The sequence below is a fragment of the Chromobacterium sphagni genome (assembly GCF_001855555.1).
GTDB classification, from domain to species: domain Bacteria; phylum Pseudomonadota; class Gammaproteobacteria; order Burkholderiales; family Chromobacteriaceae; genus Chromobacterium; species Chromobacterium sphagni.
The window spans coordinates 16699-34623 of sequence record NZ_MKCT01000015.1 but is presented as its reverse complement, the minus strand read 5'-3'; the positions used below and the strand labels follow the sequence as shown (position 1 = coordinate 34623).

The following is a 17925-nucleotide window of genomic DNA, read 5'->3' as shown; positions in this document are numbered from 1 at the left end:
GTCACCCGTTACCAGCAGTACTATCTGGGCGTGCCGGTATGGGGCGAAGCGGTAGTGGAGGAGACGCGTGCCGGCCAGCCGGCGAAATTGAGCGGCAACTATATCGCCGGGATCCAGGCCGATCTGGCCTCGGCGCAGCCGACTGTGAAGCGCGACGCCGCGCTGGCCCAGGCCAAGGCCTTGACCGCGAATGGCTATCCTACGCGCAACGAGCAGGCCGACCTGGCGGTACGCTTGAACGAGAGCAACGTGGCGCAGCTGGTGTATCTGGTTTCCTTTGTGGTGGAGAGCGGCAAGGGCCCCAGCCGTCCCAATTTCATCATCGATGCGCATAACGGGCAGGTGCTGCAACGCTGGGAGGGGCTGGCCCATGCGGAGGCGGGCGGGCCCGGCGGCAACGCCGGCACCGGAAAGTACTTCTATGGCAAGGACTATGGCCCGCTGATCGTCACCAGCGATTGCCGAATGGATAGCGGCGACGTGGCGACCGTCAATCTGGCGGGTGGGACCAGCGGCAGCGTGCCGTTCAAGTTTGCCTGCCCCACGAATGACTATGGGGAAGTCAACGGCGGCTATTCGCCGTTGAACGATGCGCATTTCTTCGGCAATACCGTGGTGAAAATGCACAAGGACTGGTTCGGCTCCGCGCCCCTGCGGCAAAAACTGTATGTCAAAGCGCATTATGGCCATGGATCCGAGGCGGTATTCTGGGATGGCCAGGCGTTGTATGTCGGTGATGGCTCGCGCCGGTTCTACCCGCTGGCGGTGCTGGACGTGATCGCGCACGAGGTGCACCACGGGTTCACCGAGCAGAATTCCGGTCTGGCCTACAAGGGACAGTCGGGCGGCATCAACGAGGCGTTCTCCGACATGGCCGGCGAAGCCGCGGAGTACTACCTGAGGGGACGGAACGACTGGCTGGTCGGCGCGGAAATTTTCAAGAAGGGCGGCGCGCTGCGCTATTTCGCCGACCCGAGCCGGGATGGCCGTTCGATCAGCCACGCCAAGGACTATCGCGACGGCATGGATGTCCACTATTCCAGCGGCGTGTACAACAAGGCGTTCTATCTGCTCGCCACCCGTCCGGGCTGGAACACCCGCAAGGCGTTCGAGGTGTTCGCCGACGCCAACCGTCTGTACTGGACCAGCACTTCGACGTTCAATGACGCCGCCTGCGGTGTGATGCGGGCGGCAGAGGCGCGCGGCTACCGCCGGATCGACGTCGTCCAGTCTTTCGCCGGCGTCGGGGTGGCTTGCGCCGCCTGAGTCAAGGGCCGAGGCGAACCGGAGGGTTCCAGGCGGCGGTCGAAGAGATTCGGCCGCCGTTGTTCTTCGTCCATCTATGGCCCCGCCTCGCCGTTGGGCTGGCCGAGATCAGCGCGCGGCCTGCTCCAGGCTGGCCAATAGTTCCGCCAGCCGTTTTTCCAGCGCGTCTAGGCTGCGGGGCGGCAGCGCCGCCAGGATCGCGTGTTCATTGGCGACGTGCGCTTCCAGCGCCCGCTCCACCAATTCGAATCCGGCCGCGCTCAAGCGCACCAGCGTGCTGCGCGCGTCCTGAGCGCTTGCCTCGCGCGCAATCCAGCCCTTTCCCTCCAATACTTTCAGCCTGTGGGTCATGGTGCCCGATGTGACCATCAGCGACGAGAACAGCTCGGTCGGCGCCAGGCAGTAGGGCGCGCCGCTGCGCCGCAGCGTGGCCAGCACGTCGAACTCCCAGCTGCTGAGCCCGTATTGGCAGAACACGCTGTCCAGTCTTTGCCCCAGCAGCGCGGCGCAGCGGCTGATCCGGCCTATCACCGCCATCGGGCTGGCGTCCAGATCCGGCCGCTCGCGCCGCCATTGCGCCAGGATGGTGTCCACCGCATCCGGGGTTCCTGGTTCTTCCATTGCGCTATCCTTTTCTTGAATTCAAGATGAATTTGCCTTGAATTCAAGGTAAATGTTATCTTGAATTCAAGCTAAGTATCTGCCGATTATATTCGGGATGGAAAGGACTGCCCATAATGTCTTCCGCAAAATCGACAAGCAATTGGCGCGATGTGGCGCTGACTGCGCTGGCCCCCGCGGTCTGGGGTTCCACCTATATCGTGACCACCCAGCTGTTGCCGCCGGATCGGCCGTTCACCGCGGCGCTGCTGCGGGTGCTGCCGGCCGGCCTGCTGCTGGTTCTGGCCGGACGCTGGCTACCGCGGCGCGGCGACTGGGGGAAGTTGTTGCGGTTGTCTGCGTTGAACATCGGCGCGTTTCAGGCGCTGCTGTTTGTCGCCGCTTACCGCCTGCCCGGCGGCCTGGCCGCGGTGGTGGGGGCCATCCAGCCATTGCTGGTGATGGGTTTGGCCTGGGGGCTGGATCGCAACCGTCCCGGAGGCTGGCCGCTGGCGGCCAGCCTGACAGGGATCGCCGGCATGGCTGCGCTGTTGCTGTCGCCGGGTTCGGCCTGGGACGGGCTAGGCGTGCTGGCGGCGCTGGGCGGCGCGGTTTGCATGGCTTGCGGCACCTTCCTTACCCGCCGCTGGCGGCTGGCGGCGCCGATAACAGCGCTGACCGGCTGGCAGTTGTTGTTGGGCGGCTTGATGTTGCTGCCTTTGGCCTGGCGGCTGGATGCGCCGTTGCCGGCATTGGGCGCTGTCCAGATCGCCGCTTACGGCTATCTGTCGCTGTTTGGCGCGCTGCTGGCCTATCTGCTGTGGTTCCGCGGCATTGCCCGGCTGTCGCCGGTGGCGGTGTCGTCGCTGGGGCTGCTCAGCCCGCTGACCGCGGTGCTGCTGGGCTGGCTGTTGTTGGGACAAGCCTTGTCGCCGCTGTCGCTGCTGGGCCTGGTGACGGTGCTCGCCAGCGTGCTTGTGGTGCAATGGAATATGGCGGCGGCCGTGCCGGCCAGGCAGTTCTGAACCCGGGCCCGATGCCGGCAGTTTTGCCGCCGCTTGCCGGTGCCTGGGCGGCGTAACCGGCCAGCCGGCGGTGCTGTTGCCGGGCGGGTCAGGAAGCGTTGTCCGCCAGCCAGCGCGCCATCTGCAGCACGTCCTGGAAATGGCCGTCCAGGCAGATGGCGTTCTGCTTGCGTCCTTCCAGTTTGAAGCCATGGCGTTGATACAGGCGCTGCGCGCGCAAGTTGTCGGCGTGGACGGTCAGCTCCACCCGGCGGTAACCGCGCTGCCTGGCGACTGCCAGCGTATTCTCCAGCAGCCAGCCGCCCAGTCCCATGCCGCGGTGGCTGGGCAACAGGCCGATGCCCAGCACGCCGCCATGGCGGTAAAACGGGCTGGCGTGCGGCTGGATGTCGCACCAGCCGACCACCTGGTCGCCATCCAACAGCAGCAGGTGCGGGGCGTTCTGTTCCAACTGCCGGCTGACATAGGCGGCGGATTGCGCTTGCGAGAATTCCGGATACGCCAGATAGCGGCGTTCGCGCGCCACACTGTCGGTCAGCCGCCAGAAAACGGCGGCGTCATCGGGGATGAGGTGGCGCAGGCTGAGCGGCGCGGTATACGGGCTGGGCATGGCGGCATAGTCTTGCGGAACGGCCGGCCATTCTGCCCAACGGCAAATGACATTGCAATAGCCGGGCGCGATTCAGGCGGTGGCTTCGCCGCTGGCGATGACCTGGCGGCAATGGCGCTCCAGCGTGCCGATTTCATCCAGCACCGCGTCGATGTCTTGGCGCTGCGATTCCAGCTGGCGGCGGCGCGCCAGCAGCAGGTCCAGCAGCTTCTGCGACTGGCTGGCCTCATCGTGGGCCAACTGGTACAAGTCGATGATTTCGCGGATTTCCGCCAGCGACAGGCCGATGCGCTTGCCGCGCAAGATCAGCTTCAGGCGCGCGCGGTCGCGGCGCGAGAACAGGCGCTGGCGGCCGTCGCGCTGAGGTTCTATCAGCCCTTGCTCTTCGTAGAAGCGAATGGTGCGCAGGGTGACGTCAAATTCTTGCGCCAGATCGGAGATGGTGAAAAATTCGGCTTGGTTCATATGTTTTCCTTCAGGCGGCGATTGTAGCGTTTTTCCCACGCCAGCTGATGAAAGCTTGATTTACGTTTACGTAATCGTCAACCTGTGTTTTTCGCCACGAAACAGGGAGCCGCAGATGCAGCAGGCCAGCTATGCCCAGGGAGCCGGCAGTCCGCCGCTGTTGGAGTTGACCATAGGACGTTTCTTCGACCAGGCCTGCGCGCGTCATGGCGAGCGGCCGGCCCTGCTCGCGCGCCAGCAGGGCATTCGCTGGAGCTACGCCGAGTTGCGGCAACGGGTGGACAGCCTGGCCTGCGGCCTGTTGCGGCTGGGTCTGCAACCGGGGGAGCGGGTGGGCATCTGGTCGCAGAACCGCGCCGAATGGGTGCTGATGCAGTTCGCCAGCGCCAAAGCCGGCCTAGTGCTGGTCAACATCAATCCGGCCTACCGCCGCGCGGAGCTGGAATACGCGCTGAACAAGACGGCTTGCCGCGCGCTGGTGTTGTCGCCCAGTTTCAAGAGCAGCGACTACGTGGAAATGATGCGGCAGCTGGCGCCGGAGCTGGACCATTGCCAGCCGGGCCGGCTGCAAGCCGCGCGGGCGCCGGATTTGCGCTGGGTGGTGCGCATCGGCCAGCAGGCGCTGCCAGGCATGCTGCCGTTTTCCGCGCTGCTGGCCGAGCCGGAGAGCGGGGAGCTTGCGGCCTTGCAGGCCTTGGGCGAGACCCTGCAGTTCGACGAGGCGGTCAACATCCAGTTCACCTCCGGCACCACCGGCCAGCCCAAAGGCGCCACGCTGTCGCACCGCAACATCCTCAACAACGCCTGGTTTGTCGGCGCGGCGATGCGCCTGAGCGAGGAGGACCGGCTGTGCATTCCGGTGCCGCTCTACCATTGCTTCGGCATGGTGATGGGCACGCTGTGTTGCCTGTGCCACGGCGCGGCGATGGTGTTGCCCGCTGAAGGCTTCGATGCGCTGGCGGTGCTGGAAACGGTGGCGGAAGAGCGTTGCACCGCTTTGCACGGCGTGCCCACCATGTTCATTTCCCTGCTGGAGCACCCGCGCTTCGCCGAATTCGACCTCTCCAGCCTGCGCACCGGCATCATGGCCGGCAGCCCTTGCCCGGTGGAAGTGATGAAGCGGGTGCTGGCGCAGCTGCACATGGCCGAAGTGACGATCTGCTACGGCATGACCGAAACCAGCCCGGTCAGCCTGCAAAGCGCCGTCGACACGCCTTTGGCGCAAAAGGTGGGCACGGTGGGTTTCGTCCATCCGCATGTGGAAGTGAAGATCGTCGATGCCGAAGGCCGCGCCGTGCCGCGCGGACAAAGCGGCGAGCTGTGCGTGCGCGGCTATTCGGTGATGCTGGGCTATTGGAACGACGAGGCGATCAGCCGCGAAGCGATAGACGCCGACGGCTGGATGCACAGCGGCGATCTGGCCGAGATGCATGAGGATGGTTCGGTCAATATCGTCGGACGACTGAAGGACATGGTGATACGCGGCGGCGAGAACATCTACCCGCGCGAGATAGAAGAATTTCTCTACCGTCATCCCAAGATACTGGAGGTGCAGGCGGTCGGCGTGCCGGATGCGCGTTACGGCGAGGAACTGTGCGTGTGGATACGGCTGCGCGACGGCGAAACGGCGACGGCGGAGGAGATCCGCGCCTTTTGCCAGGGCGAGATCGCCCATTACAAGATCCCGCGCTACATCGAGTTTGTCGATGGATTTCCGATGACTGTCACCGGCAAGATCCAGAAGTACCAGATGAGGCGGCAGATGCTGGAAAAGCTGGGTCTGCCGGATGTCCAAACGGCCTGATTCCGGACAAACGGGGCAGCAAAATGCCGGCTAGAACAGCGCTTTTGGCTTACAATGCGCCCAGACCTGATTCACCTTGAGGAATACATCATGACCGTTACCGCTTTCAACGATGCCGACCTGGCCCGTCTCGAAACGCTGTTGACCCCGTTGTCTGCCAGCGGCAGCACCATGCGCCCGGACGAAGTGCAAGGTTTCTTTGCCGCGTTGGTCAGCGGGCCGGACGAGGTCGATACTGATTTCTGGCTGCCGGAAGTGTTGGGCGACGCGCCGGCTTTCGCCAATCAGGCTGATGAAGCCGAACTGAAGTCCCTGCTGCAGAAGCTGTTCGACACCACCCGCGACGTTCTGGCCGCCGGCGAAGAGCTGGACATGATCCTGTACGCGGAAGAGGACAGCGAGGAAGAGGGCGAGCCCGACTACTGGCCGTGGACAAACGCCTACCTGTACGCGCTGGACCTGGTCGATACCGACTGGTTCGAAGTGGCGGAAGAGGATGAAGGCTTTGAAAGCCTGATGATGCCGATGCTGGTGCTGGGCGGCGCTTTCGAAGAGGAGGACGGCGAAGACCTGCTGACCTTCACCGACGAGGAAGTGGAAGGCTACAAGGAAGAGCTGACCGATTCCCTGCACGCGGTGTTCGCCTACTGGCGCGCCAAGGGACAGGCTCCCTCCACCGTGCGTCGCGAAGGCGACAAGGTGGGCCGCAACGACGCGTGCCCGTGCGGCAGCGGCAAGAAGTACAAGGCCTGCTGCGGCAGCAACTGAGCGGTAAGCCTGATGGCGTGAAAGGCGGACTGGGGTCCGCCTTTTTTCATTTGCCGCCGCATCCGTGGCCGCCGATGCGCCAGTTTTCGGATGGGAGCGGATTTTTTGCCGTGAAGATGTTTTTGTCATGACATTTTGGCTGGATGGCATGCCGGCTTTGGCGCAGCTGCCTGGCTGAAACAGGAAAAAATCATGAATCCCGCTCTCGTCTTCGATTATCACAATCCCACTCGCTTACGCTTCGGTGCCGGCAAGCTGGCCCAGCTTTCCTCGCTGCTGCCGCGCGAGGCCCGCATCCTGCTGCTGTATGGCGGCGGATCGATCAAGCGCAATGGCATCTATGACCAGTTGCGGCAAGCCTTGCAAGGGCTTGACTGGGCCGAGTTCGGCGGCGTGGCGCCCAACCCTTCGCAGGAGGCGCTGGCCGGCGCGGTGGCGCAGATCCGCGAACAGCAGCGCGATTTCATCCTGGCGGTGGGCGGCGGCTCGGTCATTGACGCCGCCAAATACCTGGCCGCGGCGGCGCTGTACGACGGCGACGGTTGGGACCTGGTATCCGGCAGGACGCCGGTGACGGCGGCGCTGCCGCTGGGAGCGGTGTTGACGCTGGCGGCCACCGGCTCCGAGGGCAACGGCACCTCGGTGATTTCCCGCTTGTCCAGCCAGGAAAAGCTGTCTTTCCGTTCGCCGCTGTTGCGCCCGAGCTTCGCCATTCTCGACCCGGATACGCTGGCAACCTTGCCGGACCGGCAACTGGCCAACGGTGTGGTGGACGCCTTTGTCCATGCCTGCGAACAATATTTGACCTATCCGGTGGGCGCATTGGTGCAGGATGGCTGCGCCGAGGCCGTGCTGCGCGCGCTATACCAGCTGGCCTGCCGTTTCGATGAGCGCCATACGCCGGACTGGCGCCAGAACATGATGTGGGCGGCCAATCAGGCGCTGTCAGGCTCCATCGGCCTGGGCGTGCCGCAGGACTGGGCCAGCCATGGCATCGGCGGGTGTTGACCGCGCTGTACGGCATCGACCATGGCCGTACCCTGTCCATCGTGCAGCCGTCGTTGTTGCGCGAGTCCTGTTTGGACAAGGCCGCCAAGTTGCGGCAGGTGGGCGCGCGGGTGTTCGACGCGCCAGAGCTGGCGGCGGAAGAGGTGATAGAGCGGATAGTGGGGATGTACCGCGGGCTGGGCATGCCGGTGCGTCTGAGCGAGGCGGGAGTGTCGGACGCGGCGGCGGCGGAGAGCGTGCTGGCGCTGATGCGGCGGGCTGGCCAATTGCAGCTGGGGGAGCGGGGCATTCTGGATGAGGCGCGCATCGGCCGCATCGTGCGGGCGTTCTGCCGCTGATTGTTCTGCCGAGGCGCCGGGAGGCGGGGCTTGGCGGCGCCGTCTATGGGCAGATTTCGTCCGCGGCGGCTCAGTCCAGGCCGAAACGTTCGCGCAGCAGCTGGCCCGTCAGCTGGCACAGGGCTTGCAGATGGCCTGCCGTAGCCGGCGGGCAGGCATTCAGCTGGCGCAGCACTTGGCAGGTTTCCTGGTAGCCGCGTTCCAGTCCGGCCTGCGCCATCGGGATGAAGATTTTTTGCGCGTCCTGCGCCGCTAGCTGGGGGTGGCTGCCGCGGTAGTGCTCAAACAAGGCGACGATGCCCAGGAGCAGGTGCCGGCTGTGGCTACCGTCGGGGATGGCGCCCGCCTGCAGCTGCGCGGGGTCCACATCCAGGCCGGCCAACTGGGCGATCTGGTCCATCGTGGCGCTGTAAAGCAGCGCCGCCGCCTGCCTGCCATGGCTCAGGCTGATGTCGGCGCTGTCGTCCATCTGCTGGCCGCCGCCGCCATGGCCCTGGAAATGGGCAAGGGCATGCACGCCGCGCGCGCCGCCAGTCCCTCCCGCGCGCGGATGGACGCCGCCTATCGGCGCGACGATGATTTCGTCATTAATTGCCATTGCCCGTTTTCCCCTCGCTTACCATTCAGCTGCCGGCGCTGTCGCTGGCGGCGGATTGCGACGACTGCGTGCTGGCGGACTGGTTCTGCTGCAGGAAGGCGTCCAGGCCTTGTTCCACCAGATCGTGGGTCTGCTGGATGCCGCTGGCCACGTCGCCGTTGAAGACATTGAGGCTCTTGAGCACGCCGGTGGCCTCCTGATAGCCTTGCTCGAAGCCCTGGCGGATCAGGCCGACGAAGTTTTGCGCCTGCTGATCGGAACTCAATTCCGGATGCTGCTGCTTGTACAGGGCGAACAGGCTGGTGGCGCCGTCCAGGATGCGCTTGGAGGTGGCTTGCGGCGAGTTGTCGTCGTCGCTCTGGCCGCTTTGCTGTACCGAGATGCTCACTTGGGTGCTGCTGATCTGGAGCGAGCCGCTGTTTTGCTGTCCGTTCTGCTTGGCGGCGTCGGCGTTGAGAATCTGGTTGATATTGGTGATGGAGGCTTGGAACAGCAGGGTCTGCGATTGCTTGCCGCTGCTGATGGACACGCTCAAGGATTCCACCAGCACCGAGTTGAGTTGGTTGCGCGCGTCCTGCGGGCTGTAGCCGCTGGTCTGGTTAGCGCTGCTGCTCTGGCCGGTCTGGGACGTGTTCAAGGATGATATCGACATCACGGACTCCTGTCGGCGCGCCGTTGCTGTCTGGTGCGCTGTGGCGGGTTGAGAAGACAACGTAAGTATGATCATGATTTCGGCCGCGGCGCGGAAAACTTGGGGCTGGACGACGAAACTTAGGTAGTTTTGCGCAAGAAAAAGACACAGGCCGCCTTTCCGGGCGGAAAGGCGGCCTGCGGCGCAGCCGTGCGGCTTAGAAGGCGAAGTGTTCGTCTTCCAGCGTCATCAGCGGCTTGGCGCCGGACTTGATGCTGGCTTTCAGCGCCTCCGCTTCCGGCAGCAGCTTGGCGTAATAGAAGCGGGCGGTGCAGATCTTGGCGTTGTAGAAGGCGTCATCGCCCTGGCCGAGCTTGGCGAACGACACCTCGGCCATCCGCGCCCACAGCCAGGCGTAGGCCAGGTGGCCGATCAGGCGCAGGTAGTCGCTGGCGGCGGCGCCGGCTTCGTCGCGGTTCTGCATGCTGGCCATGCCCACGCCCATTGTGATTTCGCCGACTTCCTTCAGCAACTTGGACAGCGGCGCGACGAATTCCGCCAGCTTGTCGTCGCCTTCGCGGGCCTGGCAGAACGTATGGATCAGCTTGGTGAACTTGCGCAGCTTGGCGCCCTGGTCCAGCAGCACCTTGCGGCCCAGCAGGTCCATCGCCTGGATGCCGTTGGTGCCTTCGTAGATCTGCGAGATACGGCAGTCGCGCACCAGCTGCTCCATGCCCCATTCGCGGATGTAGCCATGGCCGCCGAACACCTGCATGCCCATATTGGCGGCGGTGTAGCCGTTGTCGGTCATGAAGGCCTTGGCCACCGGGGTGAGCAGGGCCACCAGATCGGCGGCGTCTGCGCGGGCGGAAGCCTGCGGATGCTTGTCTTCAATGTCCAGTTGCAGCGCCAGCAGGGCGGTCAGCGCGCGGCCGGCCTCGGTATAGGCCTTTTGCGTCAGCAGCATGCGGCGCACGTCGGGATGGACGATGATGGGGTCGGCCGCCTTGTCCGGGAATTTGGCGCCGGCCAGCGCGCGCATCTGCAGGCGCTCGCGGGCGTAGGCCAGCGCGCCCTGGAACGAAGCTTCGCCTATGCCCAGGCCCTGCATGCCGCAGCCGAGGCGGGCGGCGTTCATCATGGTGAACATGCAGGACAGGCCTTTGTTGGGTTCGCCTATCAGCCAGCCTTTGGCGCCATCCAGGTTGATCACCGCGGTGGCGTTGGCCTTGATGCCCATTTTGTGTTCCAGGCTGCCGCAGGACACGGCGTTGCGGCTGCCGTCCTGATGGAACTTGGGCACAATGAACAACGAGATGCCCTTTACGTCCTTGGGCGCGTCCGGCAGGCGCGCCAGCACTAGGTGGATGATGTTGTCGGACAGGTCGTGCTCGCCGGCCGAGATGAAGATCTTGGTGCCGGTGATGTGGTAGCTGCCGTCGCCGTTGGGCTCGGCCTTGGACTTGAGCAGACCCAGGTCGGTGCCGCAGTGCGGCTCGGTCAGACACATGGTGCCAGTCCAGCTGCCGTCCACCAGCTTGGGCAGGTAAGCCGCTTTCTGTTCTTCCGTGCCGTGGGCGTGGATGGCGGAGTATGCGCCGTGGGACAGGCCGGGGTACATCGACCAAGCGACATTGGCCGAACACTGCATCTCCATCACCGGGAAGGCCAGGCTCTTGGGCATGCCCTGGCCGCCGTAGGCCGGGTCGCAGTCCAGCGCCGGGAAGCCGAGCTCGCAGTATTGCCGGTAGGCTTCCTTGAAGCCGGCCGGCGTGGTGACCGATTTGGTGGCGCTGTCGTACTGGCAGCCTTCCTCGTCCGCGTGTCGGTTGAGCGGCGCGAGCTCGGACTCGCAAAACTGGGCCGCCGCCTCCAGATAGGAACTGAAGATGTCTTGCGTGGCCTCTTCGTAGCCGGGGAGGGCGGGGATGACGTCCTGTACCTTGATCAACTCGTTGAGAACAAAGTCGAAGTCGCGCAGCGGTGCTTTGTAGACAGGCATTCGGTTTCTCCGGTGGGTTGGTGCGGCCTGGTGCGTGCCAGGGCGATACGTTTTATGATGACCCCTGACCTGGGGCGGGTTAATTCAAACGTTTGTTTAAATTATTCTCGGCCTTTTGACAACAAATTGCGTTGTGGCGGCGCCGAAGGTGTGGCTTTACGGCAACGTTGCGGTATGAAAATGGAATGACCTGGCTCAAGCGAAAAATGCGGCAATTCGCCGAACGGCGCCACCAGTGGTTCGCCAGGCCGGGCATGCGCCGCCTGGCGCCATATCTGGATCGGCCCGCCTACTGGTCGTTCAATCGCCGCAAGGTGGCGATGGGGGTGGCCGTCGGCCTGTATTCCGGCGTGATGCCCGGTTTCACCCAGAAGGCCACCGCGCTGGCGCTGGCGCTGCTGCTGCGGGTCAATCTGCCGGCGGCGATGGTGGTTTCTCTGTACAGCAATCCATTGACGGTGTTGCCGCTTTATTATCTAGCCTACTGTTATGGCAAATGGTTGCTGGGCGATGCCGCCGCCGCAGCGCTGGCGGCGCCTCCCAGCCTGGCGGGGCTGGGATTGACCGCTTGGCTGCTGGGAACCGCGCGCTGGCTGGCGGATATGGGCTGGCCGCTGCTGGTGGGCATGCCGGCTCTCGGCCTGACTCTGGGCGCGGCGGGCTATCTGGCTACGCGGGTGTTGTGGCGTTGGGCGGTTGTCAGCGCTTGGAACAATCGAAAGGCGAAATGTGGATCTGCTTGAAAAAAAATTGACGTCGGAGCTGGTGTATCAGGGCAGCTTCCTCAACGTGCACAAGGACCAGGTGGCCCTGCCGGACGGCAAGGAGGCGCAACGGGAATACATCGTCCATCCCGGCGCGGTGGCGATACTGGCGCTGACCCCGCAGCGCGAGCTGGTGCTCGAGCGCCAGTACCGCTACCCGGCCGGTCGCGAGTTCATCGAGATTCCGGCCGGCAAGATCGATTCCGGCGAGCCGCCGGAGGCGACCGCGAGGCGGGAGCTGCTGGAGGAAACCGGTTATCGCGCCGCCAACTGGACTTATTTGGGCACCGCCCACCCCTGCATCGGCTATTCCAATGAAAAAAATCAGTTATTACCTGGCGCAAGACCTTATTCTTAGCGAAAGGCGACTGGACGAGGGCGAGTTTCTGGAAGTGCTGACCTTGCCGCTGGATACGGCAATGGACATGGCGCTGACCGGCGGGATCTGCGACAGCAAATCGATAGTCGGCCTGCATTGGCTGGCGGCTTATTTGAGCGGGAGGATGCGGGGTGTCCCGATTTGACGCGTATTACGACCGCCGGCGTGGCCGGCGCGTCAGCATGGGGTGCAAGGCTCGCATCAAGTCGCTGTTGAGCGGCCAGACCTACTACGGCGAGTGCGTGGACCTATCGGTGGACGGCATGGCCCTGCGCTCCGCCTTTGTGCCGCAATATGGCGAGAAGCTAAACGTGATCGTGCTGGTTCCCGGCGTCGGAGGGGTGCCGGGAAAGCCTTTCGAGGCCGAGGTGGAGGTCAAGCGCTGCAATGAAGTGCAGCGTGGGCACATATACGAAATCGGCGTCCGCATTCTGCTCAGAAAAAGCTGACAAGTTATTGTAATCTCAGATTTTTATATCCAATTATTCCTACCGGCATTACAAGAATTTACTAAGCTTCATCAATTGTTACAAAATTCTGTATTTAAAAATCCCTATTGATTCAACAACTTTTCCGACGCAACGCAAGCAGTACTGGTGGATTCCGGTTTTTGCCGGCTTTTGTCCGGTCATTTCGTGCTGCTATGCTATACCCAAAAAAGAACCGGAGACAAAGTCAGTACTCTAATTCAGCAAGGGGAACGGCCTAATGCGATGTGCATCGCGCCCAAGCCCCTGCTACCAGCCAGGAGAGAGTCATGCACCCGGATATCTTCAGTCACTACGCAGTGCGCTACGACAAAACCCGCGAGGAAGAGTACACGATCCAGGAGTATCTGGAACTGTGCAAGCACGACTCCGGTGCCTACGCCACTGCCGCAGAGCGCATGCTGGCCGCCATCGGCGAGCCGGAGCTGGTGGACACCCGCCACGATTCCCGCTTGTCGCGCATCTTCTCCAACAAGGTCATCAAGGTCTATCCCGCTTTCCGCGACTTCTACGGCACCGAGGAAGTCATCGAGCAGGTAGTCGCCTACTTCCGCCATGCCGCCCAGGGGCTGGAGGAGAAGAAGCAGATTCTCTACCTGCTGGGACCTGTCGGCGGCGGCAAGTCCTCCATCGCCGAAAAGCTGAAAGAGCTGATGGAGCTGGTGCCGTTCTATTGCCTGAAAGGCAGTCCGGTCAACGAGTCTCCGCTGTCGCTGTTCAATTACGATGAAGACGGCCTCATCCTGGAAGAGCAGTACCATATTCCGCGCCGCTACCTGAAGGGCATCCCCAGCCCGTGGGCAGTGAAGCGGCTGCACGAGTTCAACGGCGACATCGGCCAGTTCCGCGTGGTCAAGCGCTACCCGTCTGTGCTGAAGCAGATCGCGGTGGCCAAGACCGAGCCAGGCGACGAGAACAACCAGGACATCAGCTCGTTGGTGGGCAAGGTGGATATCCGCAAGCTGGAAAAATACGCGCAGGATGATCCCGACGCCTACAGCTACTCCGGCGGCCTGTGCCTGGCCAATCAGGGCCTGCTGGAATTCGTCGAAATGTTCAAGGCGCCGATCAAGGTGCTGCACCCGCTGCTGACGGCCACCCAGGAAGGCAACTTCAAGGGCACCGAGGGCTTCGGCGCGATTCCGTTCGAGGGCATCATCCTGGCGCACTCCAACGAGAGCGAGTGGAAGCAGTTCCGCAACAACAAGAACAACGAAGCCTTCCTCGACCGCATCTACATCGTCAAGGTGCCGTACTGCCTGCGCGTCAACGAGGAAATCAAGATCTACGACAAGCTGATCCGCAACTCCTCGCTGGGCAAGGCGCCGTGCGCGCCGGGCACGTTGAAGATGATGGGCCAGTTCGCCGTGCTGTCGCGGCTGAAGGAGCCGGAGAACTCCAGCCTGTACAGCAAGATGCAGGTGTACGACGGCGAAAACCTGAAGGACACCGACCCCAAGGCCAAGTCGCTGCAGGAGTACCGCGACTATGCCGGCGTGGACGAGGGCATGAGCGGCCTCTCCACCCGCTTCGCCTACAAGATCCTGTCCAAGGTGTTCAACTTCGATCACAGCGAGGTGGCGGCCAATCCGGTGCATCTGCTGTACGTGATCGAACAGCAGGTGGAGCGCGAGCAGTTCCCAGCGGAAACCGAGCAGAAATATCTGACCTTCCTCAAGGAGTATCTGGCGCCGAAATACGTCGAATTCATCGGCAAGGAAATCCAGACCGCGTATCTGGAAAGTTATTCCGAATATGGCCAGAACATATTCGACCGCTACGTGACCTTCGCTGATTACTGGATTCAGGATCAGGAGTACCGCGACCAGGATACCGGCGAGATATTCGACCGCACTTCGCTGAATGCGGAACTGGAAAAGATCGAGAAACCCGCCGGAATTTCCAATCCAAAGGATTTCCGCAACGAGATTGTCAACTTCGTGTTGCGGGCGCGAGCCAACAACGGCGGCAAGAATCCGACCTGGACCAGTTACGAGAAGCTGCGCACGGTGATAGAGAAGAAGATGTTCTCCAACACCGAGGAGTTGTTGCCGGTCATCTCCTTCAACGCCAAGGCCAGCGCGGAGGACGCCAAGAAGCACGAGGACTTCGTCAACCGGATGGTGGAGAAGGGCTATACCGCCAAGCAGGTGCGTCTGTTGTGCGAATGGTATCTGCGGGTGCGCAAATCGTCATAAGCCGCCGTAGCCTCCCCGGCCCGGAGGGCGGGGGAGGCGGGAGTGCCCAGCGATTCCGGCTGGGTGGCAAGGAGACACAACCGCGCGCGGTCTTGGGCAGCGGGTTCCGACCGAACCGGCTGCCTGCGATTGCGCGCTAGAGAGGTGGCTATGTCCCACATCATAGACAGACGCCTCAACGGCAAGAACAAGTCGGCGGTCAATCGTGAACGCTTTCTTCGCCGTTTCAAGGCGCAAATCAAGGAAGCCGTCTCCAAGGCGATCAAGGGGCGGAGCATTACCGATATCGAAAGCGGGGAAAAGGTCTCGATTCCGGTAAAGGACATTTCCGAACCCAATTTCCATCACGGCAAGGGCGGGGTGTGGGAAAACATCCATCCCGGCAATGAGGAATTCATCAAGGGAGACCGCGTGCCGCGGCCGCAGGGCGGGGCCGGCGGCGGTGGCAGCAAGGCCAGCCAGGATGGCGAGGGCGAAGACGATTTCGTGTTCCAGCTGTCGCGGGAAGAGTTCATGAACGTGTTCTTCGACGATCTGGCCTTGCCCAATCTGATCAAGACCCAGCTGGTGGGAATTGAAGAACTGAAAACCGTGCGCGCCGGCTACACCAACGACGGCACGCCAGCCAACATCAATATCGTCCGTTCGCTACGCGGCGCGCTGGCGCGGCGGGTGGCGATGGCGGCGCCGACGCTGTCCAGCCTGGACGACGCCGAGGAAGAACTGGACACGTTGATCGAGCTGGACGACGACAACGCGCTGGATGTGCGCGAGAAGCGCCAGCGCATCCACCAGATGCGCGAGCGCCTGGCCAGCATTCCCTTCATCGACCCTTTCGATCTGCGCTACAACAACCGGGTCAAGCAACCCAAGCCGACCAGCCAGGCGGTGATGTTCTGCATCATGGACGTGTCCGGCTCGATGGACGAGCAGAAGAAGGACATGGCCAAGCGTTTCTTCATCCTGCTGTACATGTTTCTGCAGCGAAACTACGAGAAGATCGAAGTGGTGTTCATCCGCCATCATACTAGCGCGGTGGAGGTCAACGAGCAGGACTTCTTCCATTCGCGCGAGAGCGGCGGCACGGTGGTGTCGTCGGCGCTGAACTTGATGAGCGACATCATCCACAAGCGTTATGCCAGCAGCGAATGGAACATCTATGCCGCCCAGGCGTCGGACGGCGACAACTGGGACAGTGATTCGGCCAACTGCGGCCACATCCTGGAGGAAAACCTGCTGCCGTACTGTCAGTACTTCGCCTACATCGAGATCACCGAAGGCGAGCCGCAGAACCTGTGGTACGAGTACCTTAAGGTCAAAGCGCAATGCCCGCAGTTCGCGATGCAGAAAATCCGCTCGGCGTCGGACATTTACCCGGTATTCCGGGAGCTGTTCAAGCGCCAGCCGGTCAATGGGAGGGTCAGCGCATGAAACGGGCGAGCAAAGGGGCAAGCGCCATGACGCCGATTTCCACCGGGTCTGAATGGACCTTCGATCTGATCGGCGAATACGACAGGCAGATCCGCACCATCGCGGTGGACGAGTTCAAGCTGGATGTCTATCCCAACCAGCTGGAGGTGATCACCGCCGAGCAGATGATGGATGCCTATGCCGCGGTGGGCATGCCGGTGAATTATCATCATTGGAGCTACGGCAAGCATTTCGTCTCCACCGAGAAAAGCTACAAGCGCGGCCAGATGGGCTTGGCCTACGAGATCGTCATCAACTCCAACCCCTGCATCGCCTATCTGATGGAGGAAAACTCGATGACGATGCAGGCGTTGGTGATCGCCCACGCCGCCTATGGCCACAATAGCTTCTTCAAGGGCAACTACCTGTTCCGCTCCTGGACCGACGCCGCGGCCATCATCGACTACCTGGTGTTTGCCAAGAGCTATATCAGCAAGTGCGAGGAGCGCTACGGCATAGATGAGGTGGAGGAGCTGCTGGATTCCTGCCATGCGCTGATGAATTACGGCGTCGACCGCTACAAGCGGCCGCAGAAGCTGTCGCTGGCCAAGGAGCAGGCCAAGCAGGAGGAGCGCGAACAGTATCTGCAGATGCAGGTCAACGATTTGTGGCGCACCATCCCTAAGCGCGACAAGGACGACAGCGGCAAGGCCGCGCCGCGTTTTCCGTTGGAGCCGCAGGAAAACCTGTTGTACTTCATCGAGAAATCGGCGCCATTGCTGGAGCCCTGGCAGCGCGAGGTGGTGCGCATCGTGCGCAAGGTGGCGCAGTATTTTTATCCGCAGCGGCAGACCCAGGTGATGAACGAGGGCTGGGCCACCTTCTGGCATTACACCATTCTCAATCGCCTGTACGACAAGGGCATGGTGACGGACGGCGCGATGCTGGAATTCCTGCAAAGCCACACCAATGTGGTGACGCAGCCGCCGGTGACGGCGCGCTGGTATACCGGCATCAATCCCTACGCGCTGGGCTTCTCGATGTATCGGGACATCAAGCGCATCTGCGAGCAGCCCACCGACGAGGACCGCGCCTGGTTCCCCGACTTGGCCGGCAGCGATTGGCGGGAATCGCTGGAGTTCGCGATGCGCAACTTCAAGGATGAAAGCTTCATCTCGCAGTATCTGTCGCCCAAGCTGATCCGCGATTTCCGCTTCTTCGCCATCCGCGACGACGACAAGGACGACAAGCTGGAGATATCCAGCATCCACGACGAAGAAGGCTACCGCGATATCCGCAGCAAGCTGGCCGAGCAGTACAATCTGGGTTCGCGCGAGCCCAATATCCAGGTGTGGTCGGTCAATGTGCGCGGCGACCGCAGCCTGACGCTGCGCCACACCATGCATAACCGCCGTCCGCTGGAGGAGCAGAGCGCGCAGGAAGTGCTCAAGCATGTCTGCAGGCTGTGGGGCTTCGATGTGCGCCTGGAGAGCGTGGACGGCAGCGGCGAGGTCAAGCAATTGTATGAGGTGCAGGCGGCGCGAGACCCCGCGCAGGTTTGATCGCCGCAG

19 protein-coding genes are annotated in these 17925 nt (G+C 62.6%); 13 read left to right on the top strand and 6 right to left on the bottom strand.

All coding sequences use genetic code 11. From position 1 onward, the window contains the following. Positions 1-1266, top strand: a 1266-nt coding sequence (locus tag BI344_RS07980; RefSeq protein WP_071112439.1) for a M4 family metallopeptidase, incomplete at its 5' end; no start/stop codon positions are given. Between the two features lie 108 nt (positions 1267-1374). Here the strand turns inward: BI344_RS07980 and BI344_RS07975 are convergent. Then, a complete protein-coding gene (locus BI344_RS07975) occupies positions 1375-1887 on the bottom strand; it encodes a MarR family winged helix-turn-helix transcriptional regulator (RefSeq protein ID WP_071112438.1) in 513 nt (170 codons plus the stop codon). A gap of 116 nt (positions 1888-2003) precedes the next feature. Between BI344_RS07975 and BI344_RS07970 the strand changes: the two genes are divergently transcribed. Beyond that, positions 2004-2891, top strand: coding sequence for an EamA family transporter (locus tag BI344_RS07970; RefSeq protein WP_071112437.1), 888 nt, complete (start codon positions 2004-2006; stop codon positions 2889-2891). Between the two features lie 88 nt (positions 2892-2979). On the opposite strand, the gene BI344_RS07965 is transcribed toward BI344_RS07970, so the two are convergent. Together BI344_RS07965 and BI344_RS07960 are read right to left on the bottom strand one after the other, a co-directional pair. Further along, on the bottom strand, positions 2980-3501 hold the full coding sequence (locus BI344_RS07965; RefSeq protein WP_083370126.1) for a GNAT family N-acetyltransferase: 522 nt from the start codon (positions 3499-3501) through the stop codon (positions 2980-2982). Positions 3502-3573: 72 nt separating this feature from the next. Continuing rightward, complete coding sequence (locus tag BI344_RS07960) at positions 3574-3966, bottom strand: MerR family transcriptional regulator (RefSeq protein ID WP_071112436.1); 393 nt, start codon at positions 3964-3966, stop codon at positions 3574-3576. Between the two features lie 115 nt (positions 3967-4081). Between BI344_RS07960 and BI344_RS07955 the strand changes: the two genes are divergently transcribed. From BI344_RS07955 to BI344_RS25785, 4 genes are all read left to right on the top strand, one after another. Further along, complete coding sequence (locus BI344_RS07955; RefSeq protein WP_071112435.1) at positions 4082-5770, top strand: AMP-binding protein; 1689 nt, start codon at positions 4082-4084, stop codon at positions 5768-5770. 90 nt (positions 5771-5860) lie between these two features. After that, positions 5861-6538 (top strand): YecA/YgfB family protein, encoded by a 678-nt coding sequence (locus BI344_RS07950; protein ID WP_071112434.1) that lies wholly within the window; start codon positions 5861-5863, stop codon positions 6536-6538. A 192-nt stretch (positions 6539-6730) separates the two neighbouring features. Beyond that, positions 6731-7546, top strand: coding sequence for an iron-containing alcohol dehydrogenase (locus BI344_RS07945; RefSeq protein ID WP_277620436.1), 816 nt, complete (start codon positions 6731-6733; stop codon positions 7544-7546). Continuing rightward, complete coding sequence (locus BI344_RS25785) at positions 7540-7884, top strand: dehydroquinate synthase/iron-containing alcohol dehydrogenase family protein (protein ID WP_275638044.1); 345 nt, start codon at positions 7540-7542, stop codon at positions 7882-7884. Before BI344_RS07945 ends, BI344_RS25785 begins: the two co-directional genes overlap by 7 nt. Before the next feature lie 70 nt (positions 7885-7954). On the opposite strand, the gene BI344_RS07940 is transcribed toward BI344_RS25785, so the two are convergent. The 3 genes from BI344_RS07940 to BI344_RS07930 form a co-directional block, all read right to left on the bottom strand. After that, on the bottom strand, positions 7955-8482 hold the full coding sequence (locus BI344_RS07940) for a DUF5610 domain-containing protein (RefSeq protein WP_071112433.1): 528 nt from the start codon (positions 8480-8482) through the stop codon (positions 7955-7957). A 25-nt stretch (positions 8483-8507) separates the two neighbouring features. Continuing rightward, a complete protein-coding gene (locus BI344_RS07935; RefSeq protein WP_071112432.1) occupies positions 8508-9134 on the bottom strand; it encodes a DUF5610 domain-containing protein in 627 nt (208 codons plus the stop codon). Positions 9135-9330: 196 nt separating this feature from the next. After that, complete coding sequence (locus tag BI344_RS07930) at positions 9331-11115, bottom strand: acyl-CoA dehydrogenase C-terminal domain-containing protein (protein ID WP_071112431.1); 1785 nt, start codon at positions 11113-11115, stop codon at positions 9331-9333. Positions 11116-11300: 185 nt separating this feature from the next. On the opposite strand from BI344_RS07930, the gene BI344_RS07925 reads away from it, so the two are divergent. From BI344_RS07925 to BI344_RS07900, 7 genes are all read left to right on the top strand, one after another. Beyond that, positions 11301-11858 carry a DUF2062 domain-containing protein gene (locus BI344_RS07925; RefSeq protein WP_071112430.1) on the top strand — a complete coding sequence of 186 codons (558 nt, stop codon included), beginning with the start codon at positions 11301-11303 and terminating at the stop codon, positions 11856-11858. Beyond that, a complete protein-coding gene (locus BI344_RS07920) occupies positions 11845-12237 on the top strand; it encodes an NUDIX domain-containing protein (RefSeq protein ID WP_241499284.1) in 393 nt (130 codons plus the stop codon). Before BI344_RS07925 ends, BI344_RS07920 begins: the two co-directional genes overlap by 14 nt. Beyond that, entirely contained in the window at positions 12194-12403 is a 210-nt protein-coding gene (locus BI344_RS25170) for an NUDIX hydrolase (RefSeq protein ID WP_241499283.1), read from the top strand. The genes BI344_RS07920 and BI344_RS25170 overlap by 44 nt, the downstream gene beginning before the upstream one ends. Then, on the top strand, positions 12390-12707 hold the full coding sequence (locus BI344_RS07915; RefSeq protein ID WP_239690892.1) for a PilZ domain-containing protein: 318 nt from the start codon (positions 12390-12392) through the stop codon (positions 12705-12707). Before BI344_RS25170 ends, BI344_RS07915 begins: the two co-directional genes overlap by 14 nt. 308 nt (positions 12708-13015) lie before the next feature. Beyond that, positions 13016-14944, top strand: coding sequence for a PrkA family serine protein kinase (locus BI344_RS07910; RefSeq protein WP_071112428.1), 1929 nt, complete (start codon positions 13016-13018; stop codon positions 14942-14944). Positions 14945-15094: 150 nt separating this feature from the next. Beyond that, positions 15095-16375 carry a YeaH/YhbH family protein gene (locus BI344_RS07905; RefSeq protein ID WP_071112427.1) on the top strand — a complete coding sequence of 427 codons (1281 nt, stop codon included), beginning with the start codon at positions 15095-15097 and terminating at the stop codon, positions 16373-16375. Positions 16376-16401: 26 nt separating this feature from the next. Then, positions 16402-17916 (top strand): SpoVR family protein, encoded by a 1515-nt coding sequence (locus tag BI344_RS07900; RefSeq protein ID WP_071112426.1) that lies wholly within the window; start codon positions 16402-16404, stop codon positions 17914-17916. Positions 17917-17925: the final 9 nt, after the last annotated feature.

Bases quoted from the DNA above. Each gene is read 5' to 3' on its own strand.
- BI344_RS07975 (WP_071112438.1), bottom strand. From the start codon at position 1,887: ATGGAAGAACCAGGAACCCCGGATGCGGTGGACACCATCCTGGCGCAA.
- BI344_RS07970 (WP_071112437.1), top strand. From the start codon at position 2,004: ATGTCTTCCGCAAAATCGACAAGCAATTGGCGCGATGTGGCGCTGACT.
- BI344_RS07965 (WP_083370126.1), bottom strand. From the start codon at position 3,501: ATGCCCAGCCCGTATACCGCGCCGCTCAGCCTGCGCCACCTCATCCCC.
- BI344_RS07960 (WP_071112436.1), bottom strand. From the start codon at position 3,966: ATGAACCAAGCCGAATTTTTCACCATCTCCGATCTGGCGCAAGAATTT.
- BI344_RS07955 (WP_071112435.1), top strand. From the start codon at position 4,082: ATGCAGCAGGCCAGCTATGCCCAGGGAGCCGGCAGTCCGCCGCTGTTG.
- BI344_RS07950 (WP_071112434.1), top strand. From the start codon at position 5,861: ATGACCGTTACCGCTTTCAACGATGCCGACCTGGCCCGTCTCGAAACG.
- BI344_RS07945 (WP_277620436.1), top strand. From the start codon at position 6,731: ATGAATCCCGCTCTCGTCTTCGATTATCACAATCCCACTCGCTTACGC.
- BI344_RS07940 (WP_071112433.1), bottom strand. From the start codon at position 8,482: ATGGCAATTAATGACGAAATCATCGTCGCGCCGATAGGCGGCGTCCAT.
- BI344_RS07935 (WP_071112432.1), bottom strand. From the start codon at position 9,134: ATGTCGATATCATCCTTGAACACGTCCCAGACCGGCCAGAGCAGCAGC.
- BI344_RS07930 (WP_071112431.1), bottom strand. From the start codon at position 11,115: ATGCCTGTCTACAAAGCACCGCTGCGCGACTTCGACTTTGTTCTCAAC.
- BI344_RS07925 (WP_071112430.1), top strand. From the start codon at position 11,301: ATGACCTGGCTCAAGCGAAAAATGCGGCAATTCGCCGAACGGCGCCAC.
- BI344_RS25170 (WP_241499283.1), top strand. From the start codon at position 12,194: ATGAAAAAAATCAGTTATTACCTGGCGCAAGACCTTATTCTTAGCGAA.
- BI344_RS07910 (WP_071112428.1), top strand. From the start codon at position 13,016: ATGCACCCGGATATCTTCAGTCACTACGCAGTGCGCTACGACAAAACC.
- BI344_RS07905 (WP_071112427.1), top strand. From the start codon at position 15,095: ATGTCCCACATCATAGACAGACGCCTCAACGGCAAGAACAAGTCGGCG.
- BI344_RS07900 (WP_071112426.1), top strand. From the start codon at position 16,402: ATGACGCCGATTTCCACCGGGTCTGAATGGACCTTCGATCTGATCGGC.